This is a genomic window from Streptosporangium sp. NPDC005286 (assembly GCF_040607515.1).
In the GTDB taxonomy this organism is placed as follows: Bacteria; Actinomycetota; Actinomycetes; order Streptosporangiales; family Streptosporangiaceae; genus Streptosporangium.
Window position 1 is genome coordinate 1 of sequence record NZ_JBEXGU010000106.1, and the last position, 14,946, is coordinate 14,946.

Below are 14,946 nucleotides of genomic sequence, written 5' to 3' on the forward strand. Positions count from 1 at the left end.
ACCTCCCCCCCACCCCCCGCCCCTCGCCGGCCGCCCCCACGGGCCGCGGCCCCCCGCGTTCGAAGGCGCGGGCCATACCGCTGTGCGGACCGCGCACCATTGACCGATTCACCAAGCGCTTGTTAGAACGTGTTCCTGAGACAGAAGGAGCACCCGATGACGCTGTCGCCCCTCGACGACCACCCCGTACACCAGTCACCCGAGGTGATGCGGCACGTCACGACCTCGGACCGTAACTTCTACGACCGGTACTACTTCAACTGTCACGCCGGATCCGACGAGCTGATGCTCATCGTCGGCCTCGGGCAGTATCCCAACCTCGGGGTCACCGACGCGTTCGCCTGCGTACGCCACCGGAACCTGCACCGCGTGGTCCGGGCCTCCCGGGAACTCGGCGACGACCGGATGGACACCCGGGTCGGCCCGTTCCGGGTCGAGGTGATCGAGGGGCTCAGGCGGTTGCGGGTGGTGCTCGACCCCACCGAGCACGGCCTCTCCTTCGACCTCAGCTGGGAGGGCACCATCCCGGCCACGCTGGAGCCCCGGCACTTCTTACGCCGGCAGGAGCGCGTGCTGTTCGACTCCTCCCGGCTGGCCCAGACCGGCAGGTGGAGTGGGCACATCCTGATCGGCGACGAGCGCATCGAGGTCACCCCGGACCGCTGGCAGGGCACCCGCGACCGCTCGTGGGGCATCCGCCCGGTCGGCGAGCCCGAGCCCCCCGGCATCCAGGCCCGCGACGCCGGTACCTTCTACTGGCTCTACACCCCGATCCAGTTCGACGACCACGCCATCCTGTGCATCGTCCAGGAGGACGAGAAGGGCCGCCGGGTGCTGGAGGAGGCGGTGCGGGTGTGGGGGTTCGGCACCCCGAGAGAGGGCGAGGAGGAGTACCTCGGCCGTCCCGAGTACCGTCCGACGTACGCGGAGGGCACCCGGGACGTACGGGAGGCGACGATCTCCTTCTCCCCGCCGGGTGGCAAGCCCTTCGATGTGCACTGCACCCCGATTCTTCCGGTGCACCTGATGGTGGGCACCGGATATGGCCTGGAATCGGACTGGAGGCACGGCATGTACCAGGGGCCGGAACCGGTGGTCCAGGGCGTCACCCACACCCTTCCGGAGGACGCCGCCACAATGTGGGGCCTGGTCGACGCGGTCGGCCGCTTCGAGTACGACGGCCACGTCGGCTACGGCCTGTACGAGTACTGGGCCCTGGGCCCGCACCCGACCTTCCCCGAGGGCTGAACCGCATCGACCCCCGACACGACACGACCTCCCGGTTGGCTGCGAACCGGCCGGGGTCACTCCCGCACGGGTTTCCCCGGCCGGCTCGCAGGTCCTTGGGATCCCCCCGCGGGACTAGTCCTTCTTGGAGCAGGTGACGGTGGGCTCGCCCTCGGAGGCCGTCCTTGTGACCTCGACCTTGGCGCCCTCGACCTTCTTGGCCTTCTTGGCCCCCTCGACCTTCTCGGCCCCCTCGGGAACGTCCTCGGAGATCACGGTCGTCATCACGGCCTCCGGAGCCCCGGGCGCCGCGGTTCCCGAGGGAGCGGCCATGACCTTGATGTCATTGACGGGAGCCACGCTCTCGGAAAGCGAGAGACGCTCCTTCGCATCCTCCCCTTCCGCCCAGGTGCCCCTGAAGACCTTGACGTGGCCGCTCGGCACCCCGGCCTCGTCGGCCCGTCCCGCGGGCGCGGCGGGCGACGATCCGGTCTTCTCCAACTCCTTGATCTCGGCCTCGGTCAGCCGACGCGTCGTCAGGGTCGCCTGCCCCCCTCCCTCGCACTGGATCTGCACGGTGCCTTCCTGGGGGCCGGGCATGGGCGTGTTGTCGGCGCTGGCGGCCCCGGTCAGGGTGGCCATCAGTGCCCCCGCCGTCACCACGGCGGCGGCGAGCATGCGGATACGCATGGGCATTCTCCTTGTCAGGCGAATCTGGAGATCACAAACTCCCGCCCCTTACCTGAACCCAGCCTGAAGGCAGCAGAAATCATCTTCAGGTTGGCTTTAGGCGGGATACGGCACTCTGAGCGGTATGCGCGTGCTGCTGGTTGAGGACGAGAAACGTCTGGCCCATCTGCTGAAGGATGGGCTGGCGGGCGAGGGATTCGCCGTCGACGTGACGTACGACGGGCGCGACGGGCTGTGGATGGCGACCGAGAACCCGTACGACGTGATCGTGCTGGACGTCATGCTGCCCCGGATGAACGGCTACACCGTCTGCGCCAGGCTCCGCGACGCGGAGAACTGGACGCCGATCCTGATGCTCACCGCCAAGGACGGGGTGCACGACGAGGCAGAGGCCCTGGACACCGGCGCGGACGACTTCCTGTCCAAGCCGTTCTCCTACGTGGTGCTGCTGGCCCGGCTGCGCGCGCTGGTACGCCGGGGCGGCCACGCCAGACCGGTGTCCATCGTGGTCGGCGACCTGACCATCGATCCCGCGGGGCTCCGCTGCCGCCGCGGGGAGGTGAACATCCCCCTCACCCCCAAGGAGTTCGCGGTGCTGCACGGCCTGGCGCGCAGGCAGGGCGAGGTGGTCTCCAAGAGCGAGCTGCTGGCCCAGGCGTGGGACTTCTCCTACGACGGCGACCCGAACATCGTGGAGGTCTACATCAGCGCGCTCCGCCGCAAGATCGACTCTCCGTTCGGCCGTTCGTCGCTGGTGACGGTGCGCGGCGCCGGCTACCGGTTGGAGGCCTGAGGTGGCGTCGCGTCTGTCGGTGCGGCTCCGGGCGACCCTCGCGGCCACCGCCATCGTCGCGGTCGCGCTGGGCGTGGCGGCCGCGGTGCTCGTCGGCGTGCTGACCGGGAGCCTGGCGCGGAGCGCCTCCAACGAGGCCGTCCGCCGTGCCGACGCCACCGCCAAGGTGCTCGCCGGCGGCGTGGCGGTCGCCGGAAAACCCGCCGATGTTGTCAGTCTGGCGGAGACGACTCTCCTCGATCCCGACGTCAAGATCCTCACGTACCCCGCACCGCTGGTTTCCGAACTTTCGGTCCGAAGCCCGGCCACCACCGCATCGCCCGGGGAAAAGTCCCCGGGAGTCGTGCGGGACTTCCAGAGCGGCACCACGGCCCAGCCCGCCGAGGTGGCGCAGTGGGCGCCCATAGACGACTTCGCCCTGGCCACGATGCCCGTGGACGCCGCCGACGGCGTGCTGGTCGTGCAGGCCAGGGCGTCGCTGGAGCCGACGGGAGACGCACTGCGGGCACTGTGGGGCCTGCTGCTGCCCGGCATCCCCGCGCTGCTCCTGCTGGTCGCCGTCCTGACCTGGCTCGCCGTCGGCCGGGCACTGGCACCGGTCTCGGCCATCCGTACCGAGATGGCCGACATCACCGCCAGCGACCTGCACCGGCGGGTCCCCGTACCGCGGTCGCGCGACGAGATCGCCCGCCTCGCCGAGACCATGAACCGCACGCTCGACCGCCTCGAACTGGCGGTCAGCCGGCACAAGCGCTTCGTCGCCGACGCCGCCCACGAGCTCCGCAGCCCGCTGGCCATCCTGAGGACGCGCCTTGAGCTGGCACCGCCGGGGCCGCTGGCGGCCGAGGCGCTGACCGACGTGGAACGGATCCAGGTGCTCACCTCCGACCTCCTGCTGCTCGCCCGCCTGGACGCGGCAGAGCCCGTCTGCCACGAGGAGGTGGACCTCGGCCAGGTGACCGCCGAGGAGGCGGCCCGATCACGGCCCAGGCCGGAGATCAGGGTGACGCTGGAGGTGGCGGCCGACACGGTGGTCCTCGGCTCGGCCGGGCAGTTGCGCCGCCTGGTGGCCAACCTGGTGGACAACGCCGTACGCCACGCGAGCTCCGCGGTCACGGTCCGGCTGGCCACGGACGGCGGTGAGGCGGTGCTCGACGTGTGCGACGACGGCCCCGGCATCCCCGCCGAGCACCACGAGGCGGTCTTCGACAGGTTCACCCGGCTGGACGAGGCCAGGGACAGGGACGCGGGCGGATCGGGCCTCGGGCTGGCCATCGCCAGGGACATCGCGGTACGGCACGGTGGCAGCCTGCGCATCGCCGGGGAGGATCGCGGAGCCTGCCTGCAGGCCCGCTTTCCTGTGATATGAACCACACACGCGATCCATTCGTCCCCCCGGGAGGCCCGCCATGCCCACCCCCACCCGTCGATTAATGATCTTCAGAGGCCTCGCGGGCGGCGCCGCCGCCGCGATCGCGTCGGCCGTCGCGTTGGTACGCCCGGCCGAGGCGGCCGAGGCGACCGAGGAGGCCGGAGAGACCGCCGGTCCCGTGCTCGCCAAGACCAGCAGCATCCCCGTCGGCGGTGGCCGGATCATCAGCGGCAGATGGGTGGTCACCCAGCCCGTCAAGGGCACCTTCCGCGCCTTCAGCGCCAAGTGCACCCACCAGGGCTGCGCGGTCGCCACCATCCGCGGCGGGATCATCAACTGCCCCTGCCACGGCAGCAGGTTCCGGATCGCCGACGGCTCGGTGGCCAGGGGGCCGGCCACCCGGCCGCTGGCCCGCAGGAAGATCAAGGTCTCCAAGGGCGTCATCCGGCTCGGCTGATCGGCCGGTGCTCCCCTGGATCCCGTACGGGGATGTCTTCGTGACGTCCGCGAGCATCCCCGTGCGCCCCAGAGGGACACACCCGGCGTTTTCCGGCTCTGCGGATCCGGTACCGGAAACGCCGTGCGCTCAGAGCAGGTGTGTACGGCAGCCCAGTTCGTCGCCGATCCGCCGGAGCCCCACGGTGAAACCGTCGCTCGCGCTCCTGATCGAAGCCGAAGAAGAAGCGGTTGCTCGTCGATCCAGCCCGGCAGCTCACGGTTGAGGCTGCCGGTCCAGGTGATCTCGCCCGACTCCAGCCGGACGAGGAGACCGCGTACCCAGTCGAGCTCGGCGGCGCGCAGGGCGCGTTCGCATTCGAGCTCCAGCAGGAGCACCGGGGGCAGCCCACTCTCGGTGAGCCCTTTCAGATTTGGCGTCGGCCGCGACGACCCTCCCTTCGAGGGGGGCGGCCCTGACCCGCAGCGCCCGCTCCACCTCGGCCTTCGGCAGGCACCCCATCAGTGAGATCGCCGCGGTGAAGGTGAGGCTGTCGGGCCCCACCTGCTCAAGCAGCCGCCGCAGCCGGGTGGCGAGCTCCGCCCTGCCCTCATCCGTCAGCTCGTAGACGGTGCGCTCCGGTCTCCGCCCCTCCCTGCTGGTCTGGACAGCCGCGATCAGTTCGTCCCTGACCAGACGGTCGACCGCGTGGTAGAGGCTGCGCGGCAACCCGGTCACGTAGTCCTTGTGGGTGTCGACGACGAAGCGATGCATCTCATAGGGGTGGCTCGGCCGGACCGAGAGCAGCGCGAACGGTGCGCGGCAGTGCACCGTTCACGCTCAACGGCTCCGAAAATATCGTATATATGTCTCTAAAATAATAATATAACATCGCCTGAAAACACATATCTGTTTTCTCGGGAAAATCCCTCCACATTAACCGTCAGGTCGCACGTAGCGGTATAACTCTTACTTTCTGGCAAGCGGCATTACAGGGTTAATCCCTCCTGCCAGCGGATAGGCGTCACATATGCGAAGCACCGTCCACCGCTCCCTGATCGCAGGCGCCATCTTCGCCCTGGCCACAACCCTCCCCATCGGCGTCGCGCACGCCGCGATCGACCCCTCCCCGGATTTCCAGCAGGCCCCCCTTCCCGACCAATTCACGATCCTCAAAATGGGCAGCAGGGGAATCGAGGTGCATAATGTGAAGAAAAGGCTTAGAGATCTGGGATTCACCCCGGGAAATCTCAGCTCCACGTATGATTCCGCGCTGCGCATGACCGTATGGGCCTTCCAGAAGGCCAACGGGTTGAGGCCCGTCGACAGGATCGACCTGCCGACCTGGCAGGCCCTCCTGCGCCCCAGGCGCATCAGGCCCCTGGTGGGGTACGGAGGGCCCGAGCGGGCCGAGATCGATCTGCAACGCCAGCTCCTCACGGTGTGGAAGGAAGGGAAACCCGTGCTGGTGACCCATATCTCGACCGGTGCCCGCAGGTCGTACTGCGAGAAGGGCCACTGCGGGTTCGCCGACACCCCGGTCGGCGACTACCGGGTCGGAGTGCGGCTCCCCGGCTGGTCCACCGGGATCCTGGGATCGATGTTCTACTCCGTCTACTTCAACGGCGGCATCGCCATCCACGGCTCCACCCTCGTTCCCCGCTTCCCCGCCTCCCACGGGTGCGTCCGGGTCCCGCTGCACAACGCCGTCCCCCTCTACCGGCTCCTCCAGCCGGGTGATCCGGTGTACGTCCGCCGTCCCGAGGTCCACGTCGAACGCCGCCCGGAGGCTCACCCGGAACGACCCCGGCGGATCCCCAGGGCTCGGCACCCCGAGGCCCCCCGTATTCCGCGTGGACACGCCACGTCCGCACGCCCCGCGCACGGCCCGCGGGGAAGGTGAGACCTCAGCCCGGCGACCGTCCCGTACCGGCGGTGCCGGCCTTTCGCGTGCTCAGATGGCGAAGGCGTCGAGGGCTGAGAGGATCTCCGTCCTGAACGTGTCGCTGCCGGTGTGCCCGGCGTCGTCGACCACGACCAGCCGGGCGTCGGGCCAGGCCTGAGCGAGTTGCCATGGCGTGTCGAGCGGTCCGCCCAGGTCCAGGCGGCCGTGGACGAGTACGCCGGGGATCCCGGCCAGCCGTCCGGCCTCGCGCAGCAGGACACCCTCCTCCAGCCAGGCGGCGTTGGAGAAGTAGTGCGCGCAGATCCGCACAAAGGCCAGCATGGCGGCGGAGGGCCGGTCGCTGTAGGCGTTCGGCGTGCCGTTGGGCTCCAGGGAGATCACCGCGTCCTCCCAGGCGGTCCAGTCGTGCGCCGCCCTGGCCCGCACCTCGGGATCGGGGTCGGCCATGAGCCGTGCGTAGGCCGCGAGCAGATCACCGTCGCGGTCGGCCTCGGGGACTCCCCGCCTGAACCGCTCCCACTCCTCGGGAAAGAACCGCCCGACCCCCCGGTAGAGCCAGTCGATCTCGGAGCGGCGCGTCATCGTGACGCTGGCGACGACCATCTCCGACACCCGCTCGGGGTGGGTCTCGGCGTAGGCGAGCATCAGCGTGGAGCCCCACGACCCGCCGTACAGCAGCCACCGGTCGATGCCGAGGTGCTCGCGCAGGCGCTCCATGTCGGCGACCAGATGATGGGTGGTGTTGGTGCTCAGGTCGGTCGCGGGGTCGCCGGCGTGCGGCAGACTGCGGCCGCAGTTGCGCTGGTCGAACAGGACGATCCGGTACCGCGAGGGGTCGAAGAGGCGACGGTGGCCGGACCCGCACCCCGACCCGGGGCCGCCGTGGACGACGACCGCGGGCTTGCCGGCGGGGTTGCCGCAGACCTCCCAGTAGACGAGGTTGCCGTCACCGGTGTCGAGCAGGCCGTGCTCGTGGGGCTCGATAGGGGGGTACAAGGCGAGTTCCTCTCCGGAGATATAACAGCACTGGTACATTAGTGGCATGTCAACTCCCGAGCTACTCGGTACGCGGCTGCGCCATCTCCTCGACCAGCTGGACGCGGGGGTCGCCGCCGTCTACACCGACCTCGGCCTGGACGGCTTCCGCCCGCGCTACACACCGATCCTGCGAACACTGGCGGCCACCGGGCCCAGCTCCATCCGCGACCTGGGCAGAGCGATCGGTGTCACGCATTCGGCGGCCAGCCAGACGGTCGCGCAACTGGCCAAGGAGGATCTGGTCACACTCGCCCCCGGCGCCGACGCGCGCCAGCGGATCGTCAGGCTGACCGCCAGGGCCGAGTCACTGATGTCCCTCCTCGACAAGGAGTGGGCGGCGACCAGCGCGGCGGCGGCCGAACTGGAGGCGGAGTTGTCCTACCCGCTGAGCAGGCTCGTCGACGAGGCGCTGGAGTCGCTGAGCAGGCGGCCGATGCGGGACAGGATCGCCGGGGCGGTCGATCTGTAGACCGGGCCGTCCCTATTCCGGCGCCCGCACGCTGCCGATGCCCAGGGTGCTGACCATCGGCAGCATCCCCGACTCGAACACCGCGCCCAGCAGAGGCTGGTTGAGCAGGGCCAGCCGTTGGGCCGACTCGGTCCCGAGCGCGCGCCACGGCCCGGCGGCCAGTTCGTCGGTGATCCGCTCGACCTGGTCACGGAGCGCCTGGCCCGCCGGGGTGGCGACCCCCTCCGCGTCGACCAGGCCACGGGTGGCCAGCCGGTCGCGGGCGGCCGCCCATTCCTCGTCGCTCCAGCCGCGGCCCGCGAAGTTGCTCACCGGTGCGGCCCCGATCGCGGCGAACGAGACCAGCGCCTCGCACCCGTCCAGTTCCGCGGTCGCCAGGGCTGCCAGGTGCCCGTCGCCCCTGTGCTCGCGCAGCACGGTGTAGGCCTGCCAGAGCGCCAGGTGCGGCTCCTCGGGCCAGGGCAGATCGAGGTTGGCGGCGGCCAGGGGCCGGTGGACGACCTCGGCGCTCTCGGCGGCCCTGACGGCCAGCTCGGCCGCCTCGGCCAGCTCGGGTGTGGCGACCTTGTCACCGAGGAGGGTGCGCAAGGTGCGGTCCACCGCCCGCAACCGGGCCTGGAGCACCGCCTCGGGCCGCGCCGTGGCCCAGATGCCCGGCACGTGCTCGGCGACGGCCGCCGGGCTGAAGCTGTAGTAGGTGCCGGTGACCAGCTTCGGCCCGGCGGCACCGAGCGGCGCCGTACGCCAGGCGAAGTAGCTCGGCCAGCGCGACTCGATGTCGTAGCCGAGCCGCGCCGCCTCGTCGAAAGCCTCGGGGGAGAAATAGAGCGACGCGTGCACCGGCTCGATCTGGTGCCACATCTGCCGTGCCAGCTTGGAGAACTCCGACATCATAAGCCCCGTTCATCACTATCTATGTAGAATATGACAGTGACAGTAGATCCTTGGCGCATCACTCGTCAACCTCAAATAGACAGTTACGTCGGTAGCAGGATCGAGTTGGCCGCTCTTCTGGTCAACCGCCTCACCGCCACCTCGGCGCACGGCCGCGAGGTCACGCCACCGGCCTCGAGCGCCGAGCGGCTGGCCGCGATCAACGAGGAGGGCGTCGTGACCGACCGGGCTCCGCGTGCCCTCACCGTCGCGGAGGCGGATCGGCTGGCCGGGATCGCCGCCCGGCTACGGCCGGCGTTCGGCGCGGGCGGGACCATCACCGAGGTCGCGGCCGCACTCAACGATCTGCTGATACGGCACGCCGCCGTCCCCAGCCTGCGCGTCGATCCGGGTCAGCCCCACCGGCTGGCCTTCCACCGGCCCGACGCGCCCCTCGTGGACGCCTGGGCGGCCGACATGGGCACGGCGCTGGCCATGGTCATCGGCGTCGGCCAGGCCACCCGGCTCGGCGCCTGCCAGGCCGACGGGTGCGACCTGGTCTTCTTCGACACCACCCGCAACGGCTCGCGCAGATTCTGCGACCTGTCCTGCCAGAACCGCGCCAAGGCCAGCGCCTACCGCGCCAGACGGCACGCCGCCCGCCACCCCGCGCAGGACGCGACGTCCGGCACGGACCCCGGATAGATCCTGTACCCCGGGGCCGCTCGCGGCGGAGCACGGGCGACGGCCGAGCCCGCCGAGGTGGAACAGCGGATCGCCGACCTTCGGATGATCCGCGGGACACTGATCCAGGCGGTGGCCGCCGGACGATCCCCTAAAGTCACAGCCGTGACCGTCGCCCGCTCCCTCCTGCTGTTCGTGATCGCCGCACTCGCCGAGATCGGCGGGGCCTGGCTGGTCTGGCAGGGTGTCAGAGAACAGCGCGGGCTGCGTGCTGGTCATCATGTACGCCCCGCGTGGATGACCGGAATCTTCGCCGCGACGCGTGACCACCGATTCGGAAGAGGACTTGACGGTCACCATGGGCGGTGGAGACTGATGCGGTGATTAAAACACTGTGTCCCCGGGACTACAACGAGGCCCTCTACGTGGGGCATTTCTTTCGTACCGGTACCCCCGTGGTGATGGACCTCACCAAGCTGCCGGACAGCGAGGCCAAGCAGTTCGTGGATTTCGCCGCCGGCCTGGTGTTCGGCAGGGGCGGGAATATGGACCGCCTGTCTCCCAAGGTGTTCCTGCTGACGCCTCGCGGAATGGCCGAGTGGCCATCGACCGCTCACGAGGCGCGGTAGGCAGCCGACCGACCCCGATCTCCGTGGCCGGGTCATTCGACATGTCGAAAGCCGCCGCAAGAGGCAGGTCCCGGTAGTGGTCCACCGCGAGTGATTCCAACTCAACGTGTTCGCCGTATTGCCTCTCCACCGCGTCGAGCAGTAGAGCACATGCCCGACGGAGATCGGCAAGGCCAAGAAGCATGTCGCTCATGTGACTCATCGTCGCAGGAAATGCACTAATTACCGTGCGGACATTCTCTCACTGACTATCGAAAGCGAACTTTTCCGTCAGGCACAGCGATCGCCTGACGGCCGTCAACGACCTTTGCAGATAATCCAGAACAGAACTAATCGCTATGCTGGGGACATGACCGCCATGGCACCCGCCCGCACCGAGCCCGATCTGTCGTTCCTGCTGGACCATGCCGGCCACGTGCTGAGAACCCGGATGGCGGCGGCGCTCGCCGAGATCGGACTGACGGCGCGGATGCACTGCGTGCTGGTGCACGCCCTGGAGGAGGAGCGCACCCAGATCCAGCTCGCCGAGATCGGCGACATGGACAAGACCACGATGGTGGTCACGGTGGACGCCCTGGAGAAGGCGGGGCTCGCCGAACGCCGCCCGTCCAGCACGGACCGGCGGGCCCGGATCATCTCGGTCACCGAGAAGGGCGCCGAGGTCGCACGGCAGAGCCAGGAGATCGTCGACGGGGTGCACCGGGCGGCACTGGGATCGCTGCCCACCGATGAGCGCGAGGTGCTGGTACGGGCCATGAATCGCCTGGTGACCGGCCATCTGGCCGTCCCGGTCGAGGCGCCACAGGCGGTCCGGCGGGCACGGCAGCGGGCAAAGTAGATCCACAAGGGATCGTCTACAATAAAACTATCTGCTACGGTCACTCCTGTTCCCTTCCGGACAGGAGATGGCCATGCCGCAGACCCCACCTTCGCCCCGACCAACCCGATCACGCCGGTCGGCACTCGCCGTGCTGTCCGCCGCGGCGCTGATGACGATCCTGGACGGCAGCATCGTGACCGTGGCGATGCCGGCCATCCAGCGGGATCTGGGCTTCTCACCCGCCGAGCTCAGCTGGACCGTCAACGCGTACCTCATCGCCTTCGGCGGGCTGCTCCTGCTGGCCGGCCGGCTGGGCGACCTCATCGGCCGTAAGACCATGTTCCTGGCGGGCAACGCGGTCTTCACCGTCGCGTCGCTGCTGGCCGGAGTGGCCGCCGGGCCCGGCATGCTGATCGCCGCCCGCTTCCTGCAGGGCGTCGGCAGCGCCATGGCCTCCGCGGTCGTGCTGGGCATCCTGGTGACGCTGTTCACCGAGGCCGGGGAGCGCGCGAAGGCGATCGGCGTCTTCAGCTTCACCGGTGCCGCCGGAGCCTCGATCGGCCAGGTTCTGGGCGGGGTTCTCACCGACGCGCTCAGCTGGCACTGGATCTTCTTCATCAACCTGCCCATCGGACTGGCCACGATCGCGCTGGCGATCAGGGCACTGCCGGGCGAGCGGGGGGCGGGACTCGCCGCCGGGGCCGACGTCCTCGGCGCCGTACTGGTCACCGGCGGGCTGATGCTGGGCATCTACACCGTGGTCAAGATCGAGCAGTACGGCTGGCTCGCGACGCACACTCTCGGGTTCGGCGCGGTATCGCTCGCCCTGCTGGCCGCGTTCCTCATCCGTCAGGCGACCGCGAGGACCCCGCTCATGCCGCTGCGGGTCTTCCGCTCGCGCAACGTCTCCGGCGCCAACCTGGCCCAGATGCTGGCGTTGTCCGCCATGTTCGCCTTCCAGATCCTCGTCGCGCTCTACATGCAGAAGGTCCTCGGCTACGGCGCGCTCGACACCGGCCTGGCGATGCTCCCCGCGGCGGTGGCCATCGGCGGGGTGTCCCTGTTCGTCTCCGCCCGGCTCAACACCCGCTTCGGCGAGCGCGCCGTCCTGCTGGCGGGCCTGGCGCTCCTGTTCGGTGCGATGGGCTGGCTCACCCGCGTCCCGGTCGACGCGGACTACGTCACCGACCTGCTCCCGGTGATGCTGCTCATCGCGGGTGGCGGGTTGGTACTCCCCGCGCTGGCCACGCTCGGCATGTCCGGTGCCGGGGCCGACGACGCGGGCCTGGCGTCCGGGCTGTTCAACACCACCCAGCAGGTCGGCATGGCCACCGGCGTCGCGGTACTGTCCACGCTGGCCGCCTCGCGTACCGAGGAACTGCTGGCTGCCGGCGAGAACCAGGCGGCCGCGCTGACCGGCGGCTACCAGCTGGCCTTCGGTACCGCCGCCGCTCTGCTCGTGGCCGCCTTCGCCGTCGCGCTCATCGTGCTGCGGCAGCCCAGGCCGGACGCCGCCCCCCAGGACGAGCCCTCCGCCGCACCGACGGTCCGGTCCGGGATCGCCTGATCACCACCGCGGCCGTTTCGGCCCCGGCTCCGGATGTGCCACCCGGCTTTACCCTCGCGGAATCTTGACCCGCACCTGGAGGGTCGGTACTTGGTCTCCTCGTCACCGCTGGTCACGCTGGGAGCGTCGAACACCACGTGAGCTGGGAGATGGTCTGGATGAAGCGGCTTACGAAGTGGATGGTCCTCGGTTCGGCGTTCCTTGCTGCGATGGCCACGCTCAGTGCGTCACCCGCCGGCGCTGATTCACTCGGTGACCCCAGGCCGGGTGCGTCCAGTGTGCCGGGAGACGAGTTGTCAGCCCGGGCGCTGGTGCTGACACTCACTCAGGGGTTGACCGTCCTGCCGTCGACTCGGGCGGTGGTGTTGCAGTGTTCACCGGTCGGCGGAGGGACGCACCCGAAAACACGGGAGGCGTGCACGGCGCTGGAGCCCGCGAGTGGCGACGTGCGTAAGTTCAAGCCCGCGGCGGGGCTGGTCTGCCCGCTGATCTATGAGCCGGTGACGGTGTCGGCGGTCGGTGTGTGGAAGAGCCGGTTCACCATGTCGTCTCAGACCTTCGGGAACAGCTGCCAGATGCACAATGCGCTCGGAGCCGTGGGCAGCTTCTGAGCACACTGAACCTGCGCGGTCAGAAGAGGGTCAGCGGCTCGGTCGGCATGGGCTCGGGCAGCGGCTCGACCTCGGGCAGCCGGGCCCGTACGTCGTCGTGAAAACGACGGGCGAGCATCGGCGCATCGGCGTTGTCGGGGGTATGGATGAACACGGTCGGCGAGCGGCCCTCGCGTAGCCATTCGGTGACCGTGTCGATCCACTGCCGCCAGCCCTCGATCGTGCGCTCCGTGGCGTCCCTGCCGAGGTAGCGCACGACCGGACGGTCGGTGAGCGCGACCGACCGGCGCGGCACACGCGGTTTCTTCGTCCACGCGTCTCGTTCGGCGTCACTGGTCGGAGGGCTTTGGAAGAGGGTGACGGTGTCGAAGGGAACCCACTCGGCACCAACGCCGGCGAGAACCCTTTCGAGAAGCCGTTCGGATCGCTCGTCGTCGAAGAACGCGCGATGGCGGACCTCGACGGCGTATCTGTACGAGCGGGGAAGCCTGCGCAGAAAACCCGCCAGGGTGCCGAGGTCGGTCGGAGCAAATGATCCCGGCAGTTGGATCCAGAGGGCGTGAGCGCGAGGCCCGAGTGGCTCGATCGCCTCCAGGAACGATCGAAGTTCCTCCTCGACACCGGTAAGGCGACCCTCGTGCGTGATCGACTTGGGCAGCTTGACCACCAGGCGGAAGTCCGGGCCGGTCTGCCGCGCCCACGACTCCACCGTGCTTCGCGCCGGTGTCGCGTAGAACGTCGTGTTGCCCTCCACCGCGTTGCACCAGGTCGCGTAGGCCCGCAGGCGCTCCCCGACCGGGAGCGGATGAGGCAGAAAACGCCCCTGCCATGACTTGAGAGTCCACATCGCGCATCCCACATGAAGCCGCATGACCTCGACGCTATCCAAGGCCGGTAGGAGAGAGAACCTGGCATGCCTCCGCTACCGCCGGCACGCCGTCCGTAGCAGTCCGGTGCCCTGGATGGCGAGCCTTGGCGGGGTTCCCCCAGAAGGTTGTCGCCGATGATCGGCGGGCGCGCCGGTCGGTGGCAGGATTTTGTCGGTACCCGGGAGCACAATCGGCGGATGGAGAAGCCCAGGATTGTTTCGGCCGAGGAGTGGCAACAGGCCCGCGACGAGTTACTCAAAGCCGAGAAGGAAGCCACCCGCGCTCAGGACGCGCTCGCCGCACGGCGTCGCCGCCTTCCAATGGTCAGGTTCGCCAACGACTACGCGTTCGACACGCCAACCGGCACGAAGACCCTGCTCGACCTGTTCGACGGGCGAGGACAGCTGGTCCTCTACCAGTTCATGGACAACGGGCCGGACGACTACTGCCCGGGCTGCACCGGGTTCACCAACAACGTCCCGGTGGCCGGGCTGGCCTGGCCGGCCGAGCTCGGGGTCACCTGGGTGACCGTGTCGAACATGCCACTCGCCCAGATCGAGGCGTACAAGGCGCGGATGGGCTGGACCCTGCCGTTCGTGTCCTCACACGGCACCTCGTTCGCGGACGACTGCGGCGCCGGTCGCGGCTTCATGCTCAGCGTGTTCCTGCGCGACGGCGAGGACGTCTACCGGACCTACAACACCACCTCCCGCGGCGTGGACCGGCTCGTCTTCGCGCACAGCGTCCTCGACCTCACCCCGTACGGCCGGCAGCAGGACTGGGAGGACTCCCCACCCGGCTGGCCGCAGCACCCCACCTACGGATAGGTGATCCACCGCGCGGACCCGAAATGCTCGGCCTTGATGATCCCGCCGAGACCGAACCGCACCGCCACGTCCGGCGTCCTCGCCCGCCTCGGCGATGAGATCGACGAGGCGGGCGAGGAACCCTGATCATCGGAG

Annotated in this window: 18 protein-coding genes; 13 read left to right on the forward strand and 5 right to left on the reverse strand. The window is 69.4% G+C overall.

Translation table 11 applies throughout. The annotated features are described in order from the left end of the window. Positions 1–156 precede the first annotated feature (156 nt). The gene (locus ABZU75_RS30525; RefSeq protein ID WP_355561547.1) at positions 157–1,248 is read left to right on the forward strand and encodes a hypothetical protein; all 1,092 of its coding nucleotides are present in this window, start codon (positions 157–159) and stop codon (positions 1,246–1,248) included. A 114-nt stretch (positions 1,249–1,362) separates the two neighbouring features. Here the strand turns inward: ABZU75_RS30525 and ABZU75_RS30530 are convergent, their stop codons facing one another. Continuing rightward, positions 1,363–1,917, reverse strand: a complete 555-nt coding sequence (locus ABZU75_RS30530) for a hypothetical protein (RefSeq protein WP_355561550.1) — start codon at positions 1,915–1,917, stop codon at positions 1,363–1,365. Positions 1,918–2,041: 124 nt separating this feature from the next. Between ABZU75_RS30530 and ABZU75_RS30535 the strand changes: the two genes are divergently transcribed. From ABZU75_RS30535 to ABZU75_RS30545, 3 genes are all read left to right on the forward strand, one after another. Then, complete coding sequence (locus tag ABZU75_RS30535) at positions 2,042–2,710, forward strand: response regulator transcription factor (RefSeq protein WP_355561553.1); 669 nt, start codon at positions 2,042–2,044, stop codon at positions 2,708–2,710. A 1-nt stretch (position 2,711) separates the two neighbouring features. Next, a complete protein-coding gene (locus ABZU75_RS30540) occupies positions 2,712–4,079 on the forward strand; it encodes a HAMP domain-containing sensor histidine kinase (RefSeq protein WP_355561556.1) in 1,368 nt (455 codons plus the stop codon). Positions 4,080–4,143: 64 nt separating this feature from the next. Continuing rightward, positions 4,144–4,539 carry a Rieske (2Fe-2S) protein gene (locus ABZU75_RS30545; RefSeq protein WP_355561559.1) on the forward strand — a complete coding sequence of 132 codons (396 nt, stop codon included), beginning with the start codon at positions 4,144–4,146 and terminating at the stop codon, positions 4,537–4,539. A gap of 255 nt (positions 4,540–4,794) precedes the next feature. Here ABZU75_RS30545 and ABZU75_RS30550 read toward each other — a convergent pair whose 3' ends face one another. Next, entirely contained in the window at positions 4,795–5,292 is a 498-nt protein-coding gene (locus tag ABZU75_RS30550) for a helix-turn-helix transcriptional regulator (protein WP_355561562.1), read from the reverse strand. Between the two features lie 256 nt (positions 5,293–5,548). Between ABZU75_RS30550 and ABZU75_RS30555 the strand changes: the two genes are divergently transcribed. Beyond that, entirely contained in the window at positions 5,549–6,421 is an 873-nt protein-coding gene (locus tag ABZU75_RS30555) for a L,D-transpeptidase family protein (RefSeq protein WP_355561565.1), read from the forward strand. A 51-nt stretch (positions 6,422–6,472) separates the two neighbouring features. On the opposite strand, the gene pip is transcribed toward ABZU75_RS30555, so the two are convergent. Beyond that, on the reverse strand, positions 6,473–7,420 hold the full coding sequence (gene pip / locus ABZU75_RS30560; protein ID WP_355561568.1) for a prolyl aminopeptidase: 948 nt from the start codon (positions 7,418–7,420) through the stop codon (positions 6,473–6,475). A gap of 46 nt (positions 7,421–7,466) precedes the next feature. On the opposite strand from pip, the gene ABZU75_RS30565 reads away from it, so the two are divergent. Beyond that, positions 7,467–7,931, forward strand: a complete 465-nt coding sequence (locus ABZU75_RS30565; protein WP_355561571.1) for a helix-turn-helix domain-containing protein — start codon at positions 7,467–7,469, stop codon at positions 7,929–7,931. A 12-nt stretch (positions 7,932–7,943) separates the two neighbouring features. Here ABZU75_RS30565 and ABZU75_RS30570 read toward each other — a convergent pair whose 3' ends face one another. After that, positions 7,944–8,825: a hypothetical protein gene (locus ABZU75_RS30570; protein WP_350913920.1), complete on the reverse strand. Its 882-nt coding sequence runs from the start codon at positions 8,823–8,825 to the stop codon at positions 7,944–7,946. A 105-nt stretch (positions 8,826–8,930) separates the two neighbouring features. Between ABZU75_RS30570 and ABZU75_RS30575 the strand changes: the two genes are divergently transcribed. The 6 genes from ABZU75_RS30575 to ABZU75_RS30600 all read left to right on the forward strand — a co-directional run bounded on the left by ABZU75_RS30575 (position 8,931) and on the right by ABZU75_RS30600 (position 13,115). Then, positions 8,931–9,509, forward strand: a complete 579-nt coding sequence (locus ABZU75_RS30575; protein ID WP_355561574.1) for a CGNR zinc finger domain-containing protein — start codon at positions 8,931–8,933, stop codon at positions 9,507–9,509. A 144-nt stretch (positions 9,510–9,653) separates the two neighbouring features. Then, positions 9,654–9,872 carry a hypothetical protein gene (locus ABZU75_RS30580; RefSeq protein ID WP_355561577.1) on the forward strand — a complete coding sequence of 73 codons (219 nt, stop codon included), beginning with the start codon at positions 9,654–9,656 and terminating at the stop codon, positions 9,870–9,872. After that, the gene (locus tag ABZU75_RS30585; protein ID WP_355561580.1) at positions 9,869–10,117 is read left to right on the forward strand and encodes a cell division protein SepF; all 249 of its coding nucleotides are present in this window, start codon (positions 9,869–9,871) and stop codon (positions 10,115–10,117) included. Before ABZU75_RS30580 ends, ABZU75_RS30585 begins: the two co-directional genes overlap by 4 nt. Before the next feature lie 349 nt (positions 10,118–10,466). Beyond that, positions 10,467–10,955 carry a MarR family transcriptional regulator gene (locus ABZU75_RS30590; RefSeq protein WP_355561583.1) on the forward strand — a complete coding sequence of 163 codons (489 nt, stop codon included), beginning with the start codon at positions 10,467–10,469 and terminating at the stop codon, positions 10,953–10,955. 73 nt (positions 10,956–11,028) lie between these two features. Continuing rightward, positions 11,029–12,504 (forward strand): DHA2 family efflux MFS transporter permease subunit, encoded by a 1,476-nt coding sequence (locus tag ABZU75_RS30595; RefSeq protein WP_355561586.1) that lies wholly within the window; start codon positions 11,029–11,031, stop codon positions 12,502–12,504. A 158-nt stretch (positions 12,505–12,662) separates the two neighbouring features. Next, the gene (locus ABZU75_RS30600) at positions 12,663–13,115 is read left to right on the forward strand and encodes an SSI family serine proteinase inhibitor (protein WP_355561589.1); all 453 of its coding nucleotides are present in this window, start codon (positions 12,663–12,665) and stop codon (positions 13,113–13,115) included. Positions 13,116–13,134: 19 nt separating this feature from the next. Here the strand turns inward: ABZU75_RS30600 and ABZU75_RS30605 are convergent, their stop codons facing one another. After that, a complete protein-coding gene (locus ABZU75_RS30605) occupies positions 13,135–13,986 on the reverse strand; it encodes a DUF72 domain-containing protein (protein ID WP_355561592.1) in 852 nt (283 codons plus the stop codon). Between the two features lie 195 nt (positions 13,987–14,181). Here ABZU75_RS30605 and ABZU75_RS30610 point away from each other — a divergent pair, with 195 nt between their 5' ends. Beyond that, positions 14,182–14,811, forward strand: a complete 630-nt coding sequence (locus ABZU75_RS30610) for a DUF899 family protein (protein ID WP_355561595.1) — start codon at positions 14,182–14,184, stop codon at positions 14,809–14,811. Positions 14,812–14,946: the final 135 nt, after the last annotated feature.

What these genes read in the sequence shown, in the direction of transcription:
- ABZU75_RS30525 (WP_355561547.1), top strand. Translation starts at nt 157, where the DNA reads ATGACGCTGTCGCCCCTCGACGACCACCCCGTACACCAGTCACCCGAG.
- ABZU75_RS30530 (WP_355561550.1), bottom strand. Translation starts at nt 1,917, where the DNA reads ATGCGTATCCGCATGCTCGCCGCCGCCGTGGTGACGGCGGGGGCACTG.
- ABZU75_RS30535 (WP_355561553.1), top strand. Translation starts at nt 2,042, where the DNA reads ATGCGCGTGCTGCTGGTTGAGGACGAGAAACGTCTGGCCCATCTGCTG.
- ABZU75_RS30545 (WP_355561559.1), top strand. Translation starts at nt 4,144, where the DNA reads ATGATCTTCAGAGGCCTCGCGGGCGGCGCCGCCGCCGCGATCGCGTCG.
- ABZU75_RS30550 (WP_355561562.1), bottom strand. Translation starts at nt 5,292, where the DNA reads ATGCATCGCTTCGTCGTCGACACCCACAAGGACTACGTGACCGGGTTG.
- ABZU75_RS30555 (WP_355561565.1), top strand. Translation starts at nt 5,549, where the DNA reads ATGCGAAGCACCGTCCACCGCTCCCTGATCGCAGGCGCCATCTTCGCC.
- ABZU75_RS30565 (WP_355561571.1), top strand. Translation starts at nt 7,467, where the DNA reads ATGTCAACTCCCGAGCTACTCGGTACGCGGCTGCGCCATCTCCTCGAC.
- ABZU75_RS30570 (WP_350913920.1), bottom strand. Translation starts at nt 8,825, where the DNA reads ATGATGTCGGAGTTCTCCAAGCTGGCACGGCAGATGTGGCACCAGATC.
- ABZU75_RS30590 (WP_355561583.1), top strand. Translation starts at nt 10,467, where the DNA reads ATGACCGCCATGGCACCCGCCCGCACCGAGCCCGATCTGTCGTTCCTG.
- ABZU75_RS30595 (WP_355561586.1), top strand. Translation starts at nt 11,029, where the DNA reads ATGCCGCAGACCCCACCTTCGCCCCGACCAACCCGATCACGCCGGTCG.
- ABZU75_RS30600 (WP_355561589.1), top strand. Translation starts at nt 12,663, where the DNA reads ATGAAGCGGCTTACGAAGTGGATGGTCCTCGGTTCGGCGTTCCTTGCT.
- ABZU75_RS30605 (WP_355561592.1), bottom strand. Translation starts at nt 13,986, where the DNA reads ATGCGGCTTCATGTGGGATGCGCGATGTGGACTCTCAAGTCATGGCAG.
- ABZU75_RS30610 (WP_355561595.1), top strand. Translation starts at nt 14,182, where the DNA reads ATGGAGAAGCCCAGGATTGTTTCGGCCGAGGAGTGGCAACAGGCCCGC.